The organism is Rhodococcus sp. D-6, from assembly GCF_040256695.1.
GTDB classification, from domain to species: domain Bacteria; phylum Actinomycetota; class Actinomycetes; order Mycobacteriales; family Mycobacteriaceae; genus Rhodococcus; species Rhodococcus pyridinivorans.
In genome coordinates this window covers 3,015,846-3,030,000 of the sequence record NZ_CP132970.1, presented here as the reverse complement: position 1 = coordinate 3,030,000, position 14,155 = coordinate 3,015,846, and the positions used below count along the sequence as shown (strand labels likewise).

Annotated in this window: 16 protein-coding genes; 12 read left to right on the top strand and 4 right to left on the bottom strand. The window is 69.2% G+C overall.

The features are described from left to right. The first annotated feature begins 208 nt into the window (after positions 1 to 208). Positions 209 to 697 (top strand): hypothetical protein, encoded by a 489-nt coding sequence (locus tag RBB84_RS14070; RefSeq protein ID WP_006552334.1) that lies wholly within the window; start codon positions 209 to 211, stop codon positions 695 to 697. On the opposite strand, the gene RBB84_RS14065 is transcribed toward RBB84_RS14070, so the two are convergent. After that, positions 679 to 2,625, bottom strand: a complete 1,947-nt coding sequence (locus tag RBB84_RS14065; RefSeq protein ID WP_019291205.1) for an acyl-CoA dehydrogenase — start codon at positions 2,623 to 2,625, stop codon at positions 679 to 681. The genes RBB84_RS14070 and RBB84_RS14065 overlap by 19 nt on opposite strands. Before the next feature lie 126 nt (positions 2,626 to 2,751). On the opposite strand from RBB84_RS14065, the gene hemL reads away from it, so the two are divergent. From hemL to RBB84_RS14030, 7 genes are all read left to right on the top strand, one after another. Further along, complete coding sequence (hemL, locus tag RBB84_RS14060) at positions 2,752 to 4,077, top strand: glutamate-1-semialdehyde 2,1-aminomutase (RefSeq protein WP_019291206.1); 1,326 nt, start codon at positions 2,752 to 2,754, stop codon at positions 4,075 to 4,077. A gap of 61 nt (positions 4,078 to 4,138) precedes the next feature. Next, positions 4,139 to 4,789: a histidine phosphatase family protein gene (locus RBB84_RS14055; RefSeq protein ID WP_006552331.1), complete on the top strand. Its 651-nt coding sequence runs from the start codon at positions 4,139 to 4,141 to the stop codon at positions 4,787 to 4,789. Next, positions 4,786 to 5,391, top strand: coding sequence for a TlpA disulfide reductase family protein (locus RBB84_RS14050; protein WP_006552330.1), 606 nt, complete (start codon positions 4,786 to 4,788; stop codon positions 5,389 to 5,391). The genes RBB84_RS14055 and RBB84_RS14050 overlap by 4 nt, the downstream gene beginning before the upstream one ends. Before the next feature lie 2 nt (positions 5,392 to 5,393). Then, positions 5,394 to 6,212, top strand: coding sequence for a cytochrome c biogenesis CcdA family protein (locus RBB84_RS14045; RefSeq protein ID WP_006552329.1), 819 nt, complete (start codon positions 5,394 to 5,396; stop codon positions 6,210 to 6,212). After that, a complete protein-coding gene (locus tag RBB84_RS14040; RefSeq protein ID WP_019291208.1) occupies positions 6,209 to 7,876 on the top strand; it encodes a cytochrome c biogenesis protein ResB in 1,668 nt (555 codons plus the stop codon). Before RBB84_RS14045 ends, RBB84_RS14040 begins: the two co-directional genes overlap by 4 nt. Then, positions 7,876 to 8,859: a c-type cytochrome biogenesis protein CcsB gene (gene ccsB / locus RBB84_RS14035; RefSeq protein WP_019291209.1), complete on the top strand. Its 984-nt coding sequence runs from the start codon at positions 7,876 to 7,878 to the stop codon at positions 8,857 to 8,859. Before RBB84_RS14040 ends, ccsB begins: the two co-directional genes overlap by 1 nt. Positions 8,860 to 8,909: 50 nt before the next feature. Next, entirely contained in the window at positions 8,910 to 9,875 is a 966-nt protein-coding gene (locus RBB84_RS14030) for a MinD/ParA family protein (protein WP_033096112.1), read from the top strand. A gap of 26 nt (positions 9,876 to 9,901) precedes the next feature. Here the strand turns inward: RBB84_RS14030 and RBB84_RS14025 are convergent, their stop codons facing one another. Next, the gene (locus tag RBB84_RS14025) at positions 9,902 to 10,102 is read right to left on the bottom strand and encodes a hypothetical protein (RefSeq protein ID WP_024101710.1); all 201 of its coding nucleotides are present in this window, start codon (positions 10,100 to 10,102) and stop codon (positions 9,902 to 9,904) included. A 190-nt stretch (positions 10,103 to 10,292) separates the two neighbouring features. Then, a complete protein-coding gene (locus RBB84_RS14020) occupies positions 10,293 to 10,502 on the bottom strand; it encodes a BldC family transcriptional regulator (protein WP_006552323.1) in 210 nt (69 codons plus the stop codon). Between the two features lie 208 nt (positions 10,503 to 10,710). Here RBB84_RS14020 and RBB84_RS14015 point away from each other — a divergent pair, with 208 nt between their 5' ends. The 4 genes from RBB84_RS14015 (at position 10,711) to RBB84_RS14000 (ending at position 13,050) form a co-directional block, all read left to right on the top strand. Further along, positions 10,711 to 11,094 (top strand): DUF4229 domain-containing protein, encoded by a 384-nt coding sequence (locus RBB84_RS14015; protein WP_006552322.1) that lies wholly within the window; start codon positions 10,711 to 10,713, stop codon positions 11,092 to 11,094. Further along, positions 11,091 to 12,188 (top strand): PLP-dependent cysteine synthase family protein, encoded by a 1,098-nt coding sequence (locus RBB84_RS14010; RefSeq protein WP_006552321.1) that lies wholly within the window; start codon positions 11,091 to 11,093, stop codon positions 12,186 to 12,188. Before RBB84_RS14015 ends, RBB84_RS14010 begins: the two co-directional genes overlap by 4 nt. A gap of 77 nt (positions 12,189 to 12,265) precedes the next feature. Continuing rightward, positions 12,266 to 12,481: an HTH domain-containing protein gene (locus tag RBB84_RS14005; protein ID WP_006552320.1), complete on the top strand. Its 216-nt coding sequence runs from the start codon at positions 12,266 to 12,268 to the stop codon at positions 12,479 to 12,481. 5 nt (positions 12,482 to 12,486) lie between these two features. After that, positions 12,487 to 13,050: a Clp protease N-terminal domain-containing protein gene (locus tag RBB84_RS14000; protein ID WP_033096353.1), complete on the top strand. Its 564-nt coding sequence runs from the start codon at positions 12,487 to 12,489 to the stop codon at positions 13,048 to 13,050. A 21-nt stretch (positions 13,051 to 13,071) separates the two neighbouring features. Here RBB84_RS14000 and RBB84_RS13995 read toward each other — a convergent pair whose 3' ends face one another. Further along, positions 13,072 to 14,058, bottom strand: a complete 987-nt coding sequence (locus RBB84_RS13995; protein WP_064255559.1) for a hypothetical protein — start codon at positions 14,056 to 14,058, stop codon at positions 13,072 to 13,074. Positions 14,059 to 14,155: the final 97 nt, after the last annotated feature.

Genomic DNA, 14,155 nt, shown 5'->3' with positions numbered 1-14,155 from the left:
CGCACGGCCCTTTCCGTCGAGCGAATAAGGACGTCATGCAGGTGGAACCGCGGCCCTATGGGCGCCGTCGCGAATTGGTGTTGATCGCTCTCATCGCCCTCCTCGGACTGGTGACCACCGTGCTGCTGGTGATCCCCGGCGCGTTCGCCGCTTGACCGACCCGACGGCCCCCGATCCGGCGACCCCTGATCCGGCAACCCCTGATCCGATGGGCACCGACCCGGCCGGGCCGCTGTTCCACGAACCCGGAGCGCGCTGGCGCACGGTCGCCATCGGCCCGCTGGTCTGCGTCGTGGCCCTCGTCGTCGAACTGTTCACCGGCCCCGTCGTGCACTGGGTCGCGCTGCCGATCATCGCGATCGTGCTCGCCGGCTTTTCCTACGTGATGGTCGTGGCTGCTCGTCGGCACGTCAGCGTCGAGCTCACCTCCACGGTCCTGCGGCAGGGCACCGAGGAACTGCCGGTCGCCGAGATCGAGGCGGTGCTGCCGCCGCCACCGGACGACCGGCGCGATCCGGAACGCTGGGAGACCGCCCGGAGCCTCGGCGAACTGGCGGATGTGCCGCGCGGCCGCAAGCCCGTCGGACTGCGGCTCATCGGAGGAACGTTCGTGCGGGCGTGGGCGAAGGACGCCGACGAGCTGCGAGCACGGCTCGGCGAGCTCGTCGGCGAACCCGGTCAGACTGCGACGTCCTGAGGTGGGACGACCGCTCCCTCACGGTCGAGCATGGCCGAGCCGAGCAGGTAGTCGGGCACACCCAACCCGTCCACGAGCGTCAACGCGTGCGGACGCAGGCTGCGGCACCGCTCGTTGATCCCGCGTGTGACGGCCTTGGCGCGTTCGACCGACAGCAGGCGGTGCTCCATGAACCACGCCTTGTCCTCGTCGATGATCGTCAGCGCGTAGAGATCGCACAGCTCCGACAGCAGGTCGCGGGCGGTCTCGTCCTTGCAGTCCTCGATCGCGGCGACGAACGCCTCGAGCACGACTCGGTCGATGTGCGCGCGGGCGGCGTGCAGAACGTGGTCCTGCACGAAGTTGAAGGCGTCGAACGGGTTGTCCTCACGCTTCATCGCGGCCTGCAGGCGCCGGGCCGCAGTGGACAGCAGGTACTGCTCACGGTCCTCGAACATCGTCACCTGGGTGCCGCGGTCGAAGAGGCTGCCGTCCTCCTCGTTGTCCTGGCGGGTGTCGACGATCGTCTGGATGATCTGCTGCGCCGCGGTGCGCTTCTTGACGATGTCGGAGATGGTGGTCGCGGCGAAGCGCATCCACTCCACCGGGCTCATGCCCTGCACCTCGTCGGCGTAGGCCGTGAGCAGTTCCTTCGCGACCAGCTGGGTCAGGACGTGGTTGTCGCCCTCGAAGGTCGTGAACACGTCCACGTCCGCGCGCAGCGCCGTCAGCCGGTTCTCGGCCATGTAGCCGGCACCACCGCACGCCTCGCGGCACTCCTGTATCGCCCGCGACGCGTGCCAGGTGTTGGCGGCCTTGAGGCCGGCCGCGCGACCCTCGAGTTCGCGCTGTTCCTGCGCGTCGAGTTCCTGCAACGACGTCGACTGCAGCCGGTGCATCGTCGTGAGCAGCTCGTTCTGGGCGAAGCCGAGCGCGTACGAGCGGGCGATCAGCGGGAGCAGGCGCCGCTGGTGGACGAGATAGTCCATGATCGGCACCTCGCCGTCGCGCCCGGGGGCGTCGAACTGGCGACGCTTCTCGGCGTAGCGGGTGGCGATGCTCAGCGCGACCCGCGCCGCCGCACCCGCCGAGCCGCCGACGGTGATGCGCCCGCGGACCAGCGTGCCGAGCATCGTGAAGAACCGTCGGCTCGGGTTGTCGATGTCCGAGGCGTAGGTGCCATCCGGTTCGACGTCCGCGTACTTGTTGAGCAGGTTCTCCCGGGGGATGCGCACCTGGTCGAAGACGATGCGGCCGTTGTCGACACCCGGCAGGCCGCCCTTGTAACCGCAGTCGGAGGTCGTCACACCCGGCAGGTCGTTGCCGTCCTCGTCGCGGATCGGGACGACGAAACAGTGCACACCGTGCGTCTCACCCTGCGTGACGAGCTGCGCGAAGACGGCCGCGAACCGGGCGTGTTGCGCCGCGCCACCGATGTAGTCCTTGCGGGACGACGGGGTGGGGGAGTGGATCACGAACTCCTGGGTGTCCGGATCATAGGTCGCCGTGGTCTCGAGCGACTGCACGTCGCTGCCGTGGCCCGTCTCGGTCATCGCGAAGCAGCCGAGCACGTCGAGGTCGATGAGCTGCTTGACGTACTTCTCGTGGTGCCGCTCGGTGCCGAGGTTCTCGATGGCACCGCCGAACAGGCCCCACTGCACGCCCGCCTTGACCATCAGCGACAGGTCGGACATCGCGAGCATCTCGATGGATGCGACCGCGCCGCCCGCGTCGCCCGTGCCGCCGGACTCGACGGAGAAGCCCGCCGCGGCATAGCCGTGTTCGGCGAGGATGCGCATCTGCTCGAGCGTGATGGCGCGCGCCTTGTCGGTCTCGGGGGTGTAGTGCGGTGCGAACTTCTCGTGCGCGAGATCCTTGCGTGCGCGTTCGCGTGCTTCGTGCCACGCACCGTCGAGTGCGATGCGCAGGTGTTCGGCTGTCGTCGGCATGCCTCAGACGATAGGTGCGACAAGTCACTCACGGTGTCCCTTTTTCCTGGTAAGGGAGAAAAAACACATGAGGTTTGAGGACCACTGTTTTTGGCAAATCCCGCGAAACTACGGACACTGGAAGTCGTGACTGCGACCCCCGATGCTTCGTCCACCCACGACACTCGATCCGCCGCACTCTTCCACCGGGCATCGAAGGTGACACCGGGGGGCGTCAACTCTCCGGTCCGCGCGTTCGGATCGGTCGGCGGCAATCCTCCTTTCTTCGCATCGGGATCGGGTCCGCTGCTCACCGACGTCGACGGAAAAACCTACGTCGACCTGGTGTGTTCTTGGGGCCCGATGATTCTCGGGCACGCGCATCCGGCGGTCGTCGAGGCCGTCCGATCCACCGCGCCGGCGGGTCTGTCGTTCGGTGCCCCCACCGAGGGTGAGGTCGAACTCGCCGAGGAGATCGTCGCCCGCATCGCACCCGTCGAGCAGGTCCGGCTCGTCAACTCCGGCACCGAGGCGACGATGAGCGCCGTCCGTCTCGCGCGCGGATTCACCGGACGGTCGAAGATCGTGAAGTTCGCGGGTTGTTATCACGGTCACGTCGACGCGCTGCTCGCCGACGCCGGTTCCGGCCTCGCCACCTTCGGTCTGCCCACCTCGCCCGGCGTCACGGGCGCCCAGGCGGGCGACACCATCGTCGCCCCCTACAACGACCTCGCCGCCGTGCGCGCCGCCTTCGAGGCGAACCCCGGTGAGATCGCCGCGGTCATCACCGAGGCCGCCGCCGGCAACATGGGCACCGTCCCGCCGGTGTCCGGCTTCAACGAGGGCCTGCGCGAGCTCACCCGTGAGCACGGCGCGCTGCTGATCATGGACGAGGTGATGACCGGCTTCCGCGCGAGCCCGACCGGCTGGCACGGCATCGACGGTGTCTCCGGCGACCTGATGACCTTCGGCAAGGTCATGAGCGGAGGTCTGCCCGCCGCGGCCTTCGGTGGCCGCGCCGACGTCATGTCCCATCTCGCCCCGAGCGGACCGGTCTACCAGGCCGGCACCCTGTCCGGTAATCCCGTCGCCGTGGCCGCCGGCCTCGCGAGCCTGCGTGCCGCCGACGCCGAGGTCTACGCCAACCTGGACCGCAACTCCGAGACCCTCGGGCGTCTGCTGGGGGAGGCACTCGCCGCCGAAGGGGTGCCGCACCGCGTCCAGAATGCCGGCACGCTGCTGAGCGTCTTCTTCACCGATGAGCCGGTGACGAACTACGAGCAGGCCAAGGCCGCGCAGACCTGGCGCTTCCCGGCCTTCTTCCACGCGCTGCTCGAGCGCGGCGTCTACGCACCCCCGAGTGCCTTCGAGACGTGGTTCGTCTCGTCCGCGCTCGACGACGACGCGTTCTCGCGGGTCGCCGACGCGCTGCCGCACGCCGCGCGCGCGGCCGCCGCGGCGACCGCGCCGTAGCACCGCTCTCCTGCCTGCCCAGCCCGATCCGCCCCTCCCACACCCCTCGAGGAACATCGACGTGACCGACGCCGCCCCGTCCGAGACCCGCACGATCGTGCACGTGCTCCGCCACGGAGAGGTCCACAACCCCTCCGGAATCCTCTACGGCCGCCTGTCCGGCTTCAAGCTGTCGGTGACCGGTGAGGCCCAGGCACGTGCGGTCGCGGCGTCGCTCGCCGACCACGACATCGCACACGTGGTCGCGTCCCCGCTCGAACGGGCCCAGCAGACCGCCGCCCCGATCGCGGAGAAGCACGGACTGCAGATCCGCACCGACGAGAACCTCATCGAGGCGGCCAACGACTTCGAGGGCTTGAAGGTCTCGGTCGGCGACGGTGCGCTCAGCCGCCCGCGCCACTGGTGGAAGCTGCGCGATCCGTTCACCCCTTCCTGGGGCGAGCCCTACCTGCAGATCGCCCACCGCATGCTCGCCGCCGTCCACGCGGCCCGCGTGGCCGCGGTGGGGCGGGAAGCGGTGTGCGTGAGCCACCAACTCCCGGTGTGGACGCTGCGCCGCTTCCTCGAGGGCGAGCGACTGTGGCACGACCCGCGTCGCCGCCAGTGCAGCCTCGCCTCGCTGACCTCCCTGGTCTACGAGGGTGACACCCTCGTCGACCTGGTCTACTCCGAGCCGGCCGGCGCCTCCGACCCGAACGTCCACGGCGCATGAGAAAGGTGTTCCGGGCGACGGTCGCCGCGATCTGCGGTGCCGTCCTTCTCACCTCCTGCGCCACCGGGGACGACGCCGTCGCCACCGGGGGAACGTTCGACTTCGTCTCGCCCGGCGGGCAGACCCGCATCTTCTACGACCCCCCGGCCGACCGGGGCACCCTCGGTGAGCTCACCGGCGAGGACCTCATGAACGAGGGCGAGACCATCTCCCTCGACGACTACGAGGGCCAGGTCGTCGTGCTCAACGTGTGGGGCCAGTGGTGCGCGCCGTGCCGCAGCGAAGCCGACGATCTCGAGGAGGTCTACGAGGCCACCAAAGATCTCGGGGTGCAGTTCCTCGGCATCAACGTCCGCGACAATCAGCGCGACAAGGCCCAGGACTTCGTCACCGACCAGCGGATCGGCTACCCGTCGATCTACGACCCGCCGATGCGGTCGCTGCTCGCCCTCGGCCGCAACTACCCGACCTCGGTCGTGCCGACGACGGTCGTCCTCGACCGTGAGCACCGCGTGGCTGCGGTCTACCTGACCGAACTGCTCGCCGAGGACCTGCAACCGGTCGTCGAACGGGTCGCGGCGGAACCGGATTCGGAGCAGTAACAGTGATCCTTGCGTCGGGTGTCGGGGAGACCTTCCAGAACGCGGCCCTGTCGGGTCCGCTGCTGCTGGCGATGGGCGCGTGCCTGCTCGCCGGTCTCGTCTCCTTCGCATCGCCGTGCGTCGTGCCGCTCGTTCCCGGCTATCTGTCCTACCTCGCCGGAGTGGTGGGAGCCGAGGCCCCCGCCGTCACCGCCGAGCAGGCCGGTGCCCGCACCACGACCGTCCGCAGCGACGGCCGCCTCCGGGTGGCCGGTGCCGCCGGGCTGTTCGTCCTCGGATTCACCGTGGTGTTCGTCCTCGCGACGGCCTCGGTGTTCGGGGCGATCTCCGCGCTCGCCGTCAACCGCGAACTGCTCATGCGGATCGGTGGTGTCGTCACCATCGTGATGGGTCTGGTCTTCATCGGTCTCATCCCAGTCCTGCAGCGCGACACGCGTCCGGCGCCCCGGCGCATCTCGAACCTTGCGGGAGCCCCGCTGCTCGGCGCGGTGTTCGCGCTCGGGTGGACCCCGTGCCTCGGTCCCACCCTCGCCGGCGTCATCTCGCTCGCGGCGGGCACCGAGGGCACCACCGCGGCACGCGGGGTGACGCTGATCGTCGCCTACTGCCTCGGCCTCGGGTTGCCGTTCGTCGTGCTCGCGCTCGGTTCGGCGCGGGCGCTGCGCGGGGTGGGCTGGCTGCGCACCCACGCGCGGACCGTGCAAATCGTCGGTGGCCTGATGCTCATGGCCGTCGGCATCGCTCTCGTCACCGGTGCGTGGGACCTGTTCGTGTCCTGGGTCCGTGACTCGTTCATCTCGGAAGTGACTCTGCCCGTATGACCGCGACACACACCCCGACCCCCGCACCGCAGCCGTCGCCTCCGCCGCGACAGGCCGCGTTCGGACGTGCCACGGCCTTCGTGCGGAACACCTGGCGCGGCCTGACGTCGATGCGGACCGCGCTGGTCCTGCTGTTCCTGCTCGCGCTCGCCGCGATCCCGGGCGCACTCCTGCCGCAGCGCAGCCTCAACACCCAGAAGGTCGACGAGTACATCGCGGCCCGGCCGACGCTCGGACCGATCATGGACCGCTTCGAGCTGTTCGACGTCTTCGGAAGCTTCTGGTTCACCGCCGTCTACGTGCTGCTGTTCGTCTCGCTGGTCGGCTGCATCCTGCCGCGCTGCGTCGAGCACTTCCACGCCCTGCGCACCCCGCCGGTCGCCGCGCCGCGCAACCTGCAGCGCCTGCCGCACCACACACAGACGATGGTGGCCGAGGCCCCCGCCGACGCCCTCGACCGGATCCAGAAAGAGCTGCGCGGTTGGAAGGTCGTGCGCCGCGAGGGCGGTGCCCGCGGGCGTGACGGCGAGGTGACCCTGTCCGCCGAGAAGGGTTATCTGCGCGAGGCCGGCAACCTGGTCTTCCACATCTCCCTCGTCGGGCTGCTCGTCGCCGTCGCCGCCGGCAAGCTCTTCGGTTACGAGGGGCAGCGCATCCTCGTCGCGAACGGTGAGGAGTTCTGCACCACCTCGCCCGCCTCCTTCGACTCGTTCCGCGCCGGCAGCACGCTCGACGGCACCGGTCTGAACCCCATGTGCGTGCGGGTGAACACCTTCGTCGCCGACTATCTCGACAACGGCCAGGCCGAGATGTTCACCTCCGACATCGAGTACCAGTACGGCGACGACCTCGTCACGAACACCTGGCGCGACGCGCAATTGAAGGTCAACCATCCGCTGCGGGTCGGCAGCGACCGCGTGTACCTACAGGGTCACGGTTACGCCCCGACCTTCACGGTCACCTGGCCGAACGGCGAGACCCGCACCGAAACGATGCAGTGGGCGCCCGACGACGCGACGACCTTCCTCAGCAGCGGCGCCATGCGCTTCGACCCGCCCGGTGGCATGTACCCCGACGCCGACGAGCGCCGGAAGAACCAGATCGCGATCGAGGGACTGTTCGCGCCGACGGCGTCCTTCCACGGCACGCTGCTCACATCGATCTTCCCCGCCCTGACGGACCCGGCTGTCGCCATCGACATCTACAAGGGCGACTCCGGTCTCGACACCGGCAACCCGCAGTCGCTGTTCTCGCTCAACAAGGAACTGATCAATCAGGGACGCCTCGTGAAGCAGGATCGTGTCAACCTGCGTCCGGGGGAGAGCGTGACGCTCGCCGACGGCACCGAGGTGCGATTCGACAAGGCCACCGACTTCGTCAACCTGCAGGTCTCCCACGACCCGGCTCAGCAGTGGGTGCTGGTCGCGGCGATCTTCATGATGGGCGGACTGCTCGTGTCGCTGCTGGTCAAACGACGCAGAGTGTGGGCACGCGCGTACCCGGACGGTACAGTGAGCGACGGCGAACGACGGACCGTAGTAGAGCTCGGCGGTCTCGCACGAACCGATCAGGCCGGATGGGGAGACGAGTTCGACCGGCTGGTCGAGCGCCTTCTCGGCGACGATGCACCCTCCGCCCCGGCGGCACAGGAGAAGAAGAACTGATGACAGAGAACGACACCCTCGCGCAGTACAGCGACTGGGCCTTCGAATCGGCGTTCGCGGTGCTCGTGCTGGCTCTGCTGCTGCTCATCGCCGAGTACGCGACCCACCGGGCCGACGTCGTGGCGGAGCGGGAACGCGAACTCGTGGCCGCCGGAAGGCAGCAGGCCCCCGCCGAGCGCGCGACCGGGCCGGGACGGATCGACCAGACGCCGAAGCGCACCGTGTCGCAGCGTCTCGGCAACATGGGACGCGCGCTCGTCGTCGTGGTCGCGGGCCTGCAGCTCGCCTCGATCGTCCTGCGCGGCCTGGCCACCGAGCGATTCCCGCTCGGCAACATGTACGAGTTCGTCGCGATGGCGTGCACCGCCGCCGTGATCTTCGGCCTGATCGTCCTGCGCAAGCCGGCCTACCGGACCATGTGGGTGTACCTGCTGGTCCCCGTCCTGATCCTCATGTTCCTCGCGGCGACCGTGCTCTACGCCGACGCCGCTCCCGTGGTTCCCGCGCTGCGCTCGTTCTGGCTGCCGATCCACGTGACGATCATCAGCGTCGGCAGCGGCATCTTCCTCGTCTCGGGTGTCGCGAGCCTGCTGTTCCTGCTGCGCATCCGCTTCCCCAAGGGTGAGGAGCGCAGCGGCGTGTTCGCGGCGCTCGCCGAGCGTCTGCCCGACGCCCAGACTCTCGACCGGCTCGCCTACCGCACCACGATTATCGGTTTCCCGCTGTTCGGTGCCGGCATCATCCTCGGTGCCATCTGGGCCGAGGCGGCCTGGGGACGATTCTGGGGCTGGGACCCGAAGGAGACGGTCTCGTTCATCACGTGGGTCGTCTACGCCGCCTACCTGCACGCACGTGCGACCTCCGGTTGGCGCAACACCCGCGCGGCCTGGATCAACGTCGCCGGTTTCATCGCGATGCTGTTCAACCTGTTCATCATCAACATGGTTGTGTCGGGCCTGCACTCGTACGCCGGGCTCAACTGAGGCTGCTATCGTCGCGCCGTCGTCCGTGACAGTCGACGGGGGGGAACGCGGTGAATGGGGCCGGTAACGGGTCGTCGGGGCTCGACGGACACGCATTGGACGCGACGGCGCTGGACTCGTCGCTACTTGTACGTCCGGTCGCCGCGCCGCCGCGGAAGGGCTGGCGGCGGGTCGTCTACCGGGCGACCGGTGGTCGCGTGCACGTGGGGGAGAGTTCCCGGCAGCAACGCAAGGAGGAAGCGGCCGAGCGGGTGCGTGCACCGCTGCACGGCTGCCATCGGATCGCCCTGCTGAGTCTCAAGGGCGGGGTGGGCAAGACGACCACCACGGTCACGCTCGGCTCGACCTTCGCGGAGCTGCGTGGCGATCGGATCGTCGCGGTCGATGCGAATCCGGACCGCGGGACGTTGAGTCAGAAGGTGGCCGAACAGACGCCGGCCACGGTGCGCACGCTGCTGCGCGATCAGTCGCTGCTCGAGACATATGCGGACGTGCGCGCCTACACCTCGCAGAACACGCATCGTCTCGAGGTGCTCGCCTCGGACACCGATCCGGCGGTCTCGGAGGCCTTCAGCGCCGACGACTACGAACGGACGTTGGGTCTTCTCGAGCGGTTCTACAGCATCGTGCTCACGGATTGCGGGACCGGGCTCATGCACTCCGCTATGACCGCGATCCTCGAGAACGCCGACACGCTGGTCGTCATCAGTTCCGGTTCGGTGGACGGCGCCCGCAGCGCGTCGGCCACGCTCGACTGGCTCGACGCGCACGGCTATCGCGAACTCGTCGAGCGGTCGGTGGCCGTCGTCAACGCGGTGCGGCCGAGGTCGGGCAAGGTCGACCTCGACCTCGTGGTGCGACACTTCGAACAGCGGTGCCGCGCGGTCCACGTCCTGCCCTTCGATCCCCACCTCGAAGAAGGGGCGGAGATCGACCTGGACCGGTTGCAGTCGGGTACGCGGCGCGCCCTGCTCGGACTCGCCGCGGATATCACCGACGGTTTCGCCGCGCGGTGACAGACCGCTCGGCGTAACGCGAACGGTCAGTCGCCCCGCTCCTGATCGGACTCGCCGGTGCCGTCGCCACTCCGGCGGCGGTGCACCTCGCGATCGACCTTCCACAGGAAGTCGGGATCGTCGTCCGGGCCCATCACGCGGGACGGCGGACGAGATGTGGGACCGTACGCCTTCCACAGCAGGACGGCGAGTGTCACCGCACCGATGAGTGCCAACAGATAGAGCACGTTGCACCTCCTGACCGTGGTGGTGCCGGACGAGGACGTGCCCTCGCCGTGCACCTCCGGGCCGCGGCGACCGCAGACCGGTTCGTCCACATTCTAGGTGGGAGGAACCCGGTCCGGCACGTGGGTTCCGCGGGTGGTCGGCCGGGATCCGGCAGGTGTACGCCGGAGGTGCGGATTCTGCTGTCTCGGATCAGCGTGTCGCTTCGGTCGTGAGGGAGCGGAGAAGCGCCAGGACCTCGGACTCACGGAAGCGGCGATGGCCACCGGGGGTCCGCAGCGAGCCCAATCGGCCGGCGTGGGCCCACCGGGTGACGGTCTTGGGATCCACATGGAACAGTGCCGCCACCTGGCCCGGGGTCAGCAGGGATTCCTTCGCGCCGTTGAAAGTGGGTGCGCTCATTGCGAATGTCCTCCCGGTTGTCGTGATCGTGTTGTTCGACGCGATCGAGTTGTTCGATCGGGATGTCCAAGCCCATGGTGGCACCGATACCCCTGGTTGCTCGAACGGTCTACGGTTGGTAAAGCGGAAGTAATAGACAAAACGGACGGATGTCCGACTTACGGAAATCGACGCGGAGCTCGTCGTCCGGGCGGCCGGTTAACCTGGAGTGGTGAACGACGAACGCCGGAACGAACCCTCGGATACCCCCTCCCAGCGCACTCCACACCCTCACGGTGAGGGCGCCACGGCCGCCGACGGTCAGGCGGGGGCCGGGTCTCTGATCCGGGACGTCGCGTTGTACTCGGTGGCCCGACTCGCCCTCGTGGTCGTGCTCACTCTGCTCATTCTCTACGTTCCTCGGGCATTCGGGGTGGAAATCCCCCTCCTCGTCGCGGCCCTGTTCGCCGTGCTCATCGCCCTGCCCGTCTCGCTCGTGCTCTTCGCGTCGCTTCGGCGCCGCGTCAACGTGGGCATCGCCGCGGTCGATGAGCGTCGGCGCACCGAACGCGCGGACCTCGAGAAGCGCATGCGCGGCGAGAACGGGCGGTGACGGCGACCGGTGCGGTCGTCGACCGCAGCGCACCCCGGGACTGGGTCGACAACGCGGTCCGGCTCATCGAGGCCGACGCCCAGCGCAGCGCCGACACCCACCTGCTCCGCTACCCCCTCCCCGCGGACTGGGGCATCGACCTGTACTTGAAGGACGAGTCGACGCACATCACGGGCAGCCTCAAGCACCGTCTCGCGCGCTCGTTGTTCCTCTACGCCCTGTGCAACGGCTGGATCCGTGAAGGGACCCCGATCATCGAGGCGTCGTCCGGGTCCACCGCGGTCAGTGAGGCGTACTTCGCGCGACTCCTCGGCCTCGACTTCGTCGCCGTCGTACCGCGCCGCACCTCACCGGCGAAGGTCGCGCTCATCGAGGCGCAGGGCGGCCGGTGCCACTACATCGACCGCCCGCCCGAGATCTACACCGAGGCTCAGCGGCTCGCCGACGAGCTCGGGGGCTGCTTCATGGACCAGTTCACGAACGCCGAGCGGGTCACCGACTGGCGGGGCAACAACAACATCGCCGAGAGCATCTACTCGCAGATGCGTCTCGAGCGTCATCCCGTGCCGGAGTGGATCGTCGTCGGCGCCGGAACCGGCGGCACGAGCGCGACCCTCGGCCGCTACATCCGCTATCGCCGTCACCGGACACGGCTGGCGGTCGTCGACCCGGAGAACTCGGCGTTCTTCGGCGGGTTCGAGACGGGATCGGCCGACTACACGACCGGCATGCCCTCGCGTATCGAGGGGATCGGACGTCCGCGCGTCGAGCCGTCCTTCGTGCCCGAGGTCGTCGACCGAATGGTGCGGGTGCCCGACGCGGCGTCCATCGCCGCCATGCGGCACGCGAGCACCGTGCTCGGACGTCGGGTGGGCGGCTCGACCGGCACGAACCTCTGGGGAGCCTTCGGCCTGATCGCCGAGATGCTCGCGGAGGGCCGTGAGGGCAGCGTCGTGACGTTGCTGTGCGATGGCGGCGAGCGCTACGCCGACACTTATTTCTCCGACGAGTGGGTCGCTGCCGAGGGGATGGACCTCGCAGGGCCGCTCGCGGTGCTGGAGAAGTTCGCGACCACCGGCGGCTGGTGCCGGTAGAGCCTTCACCACCTGCGCAGATTCCGTTTCTGTCAATCGTCGTTGACGTGCCCTCGGTGTCAACTTATATTGACAACATGAGTGAAGCCACCACCCTCGCCGCTGCCGCCGCGAGCTCCGATCCCGCAGTGGGCCTGCGCGCCGTGCGTGCCCTGCGCCGGCTGCTGGAACGGCTCGAGGAGGTCCAGGTCACGAATGCCCGTGAGCGAGGTTGGTCCTGGCAGGCCATCGCCGACGAGCTCGGTGTCAGCCGCCAGGCGGTCCATCAGAAGCACAATCGGAAGCGCAGGTGATCGACATGTTCGAACGATTCGCCGACGGTGCCAGATCCGCCGTTGTCGCAGCGCAACAGGAGGCGATCCGGGTGTGCGATCCCCGGATCGAGGCGTCGCACCTGCTCATCGGGGCCGCTGTCGCTGCGGACGAACCGCTGCGGGTCCTGCTCGCAGAGGAAGGTCTCACGGTCGACGGGCTCCGCTCCGACCGGGCCGCCCGCACCGCCGACGCCCCGCTCGGTGACGAGGACGCCGCGGCGCTCGAAGCGATCGGGATCGATCTCGACGAGGTCCGGAGCCGTCTCGAAGCGGCCTTCGGCAAGGGGGTGCTCGACGGGAAGAACGCCGATCGGCGGGGCGTCGCGAACCGGCTCGGTCACATCCCGTTCGACCGGGCGGCGAAGAAGTCGCTCGAACTCGCGCTGCGGGAGGCCATCGCACGCCGCGAACGGGTCATCCGTCCCGAACACATCCTGCTCGGACTGCTGCGCAGCGACGATCCGGCGACCGGCGCCCTCGTGGAAGCGCACGTGCCGCGCGCGCAGCTCCGTCAGCGCCTGAGCGGCCACCTCGACGCCGCTGCCTGAGGTCGTCGAGCCTTCGGGTGGTTACCGGGTCGGCTGCGCGGGGGCGACGGCGAGCGGACGCCCGGCGACGAGCGGGACGACCGTCGCCGCGACGAGCAGCAGCGTGCCGACCGCGATCGTCGCGAACGGCCACCACTGACGATCCGATGTCGCCGTGACCTCCGCAGCCTGCGTGTCCGTAGCGGCCGGCGCGGTGCGCGGCAGCGCTTCGGTGGCCGACCGGACGTTGTCGGCGATGCCACCGACGACGTCGGCCACCGGCCCCACACCGTCGACCAGCTGTCCGGTGCCGTCCGTCAGGGCTCGGCCACCGTCGTCGAGGAGAACGAGGCCATCGCGGAGCTGTCGCGAGCCGTCGGCGGCCTGCGCCACGCCCGCAACGAACTGCGCGTTCGGATCGGTGAGTTCGTAGGCGAGCTGCCGTGCGCCGTCGCGCAACTGCCCGAGCTGGGCGAGGGTGTCCGGTCCGAGGCCCTGCGTGTCGAGGGTCTCGACGAGCCCGCGCAGTCGGCCGGCCGCGCCCTGCGAGACCGGATCTGCAGACGCACCGAGCGTGTCGGCGACAGCTGCGAGTTGCGCGGTGACGTCGCCCTGCATCTCCCCGAAACCGGAGAGCCGGTCGACCACCTCGTCGACGCCACCGCTCACCTGGCGGGCACCGTCGCCGAGCATGTCGACACCGCCGTCGAGTTGTCCGAGACCGTCGGCGAGCTGCTCCCCGCCGTCACGGGCCTGCCGGAGACCGTCGGAGAGCTGGTGGGCACCGTCGTCGAGCTGGGTGCTGCCCTCCGTCAGCTGACCGACCCCGCCGTCGAGCACCGACAGCGGAAGTCCGGCCCGCTGCAGATTGCTCCGCGCCTCGTCGACGCCGTCCGCAGAGGGACTCGGCTCTTCCGAGACGGTCGCGACCGTCGTCTGGGGGCGGTCGAGCCAGGCGAAGACCGAACCCGTGCCCACGAGGAGCAGACCGGCTACAGCGAGAAGCAGGGGGAGAAGACGTGAACGCACGCCGGCCGACGCTACCGTCCGTCGCTGAGAGGCCCCTGAGGGGGAGGGGCGATCCCGGATGGGCCCGATTTGCCCGTTACGAGACCGAGTTCGGTGT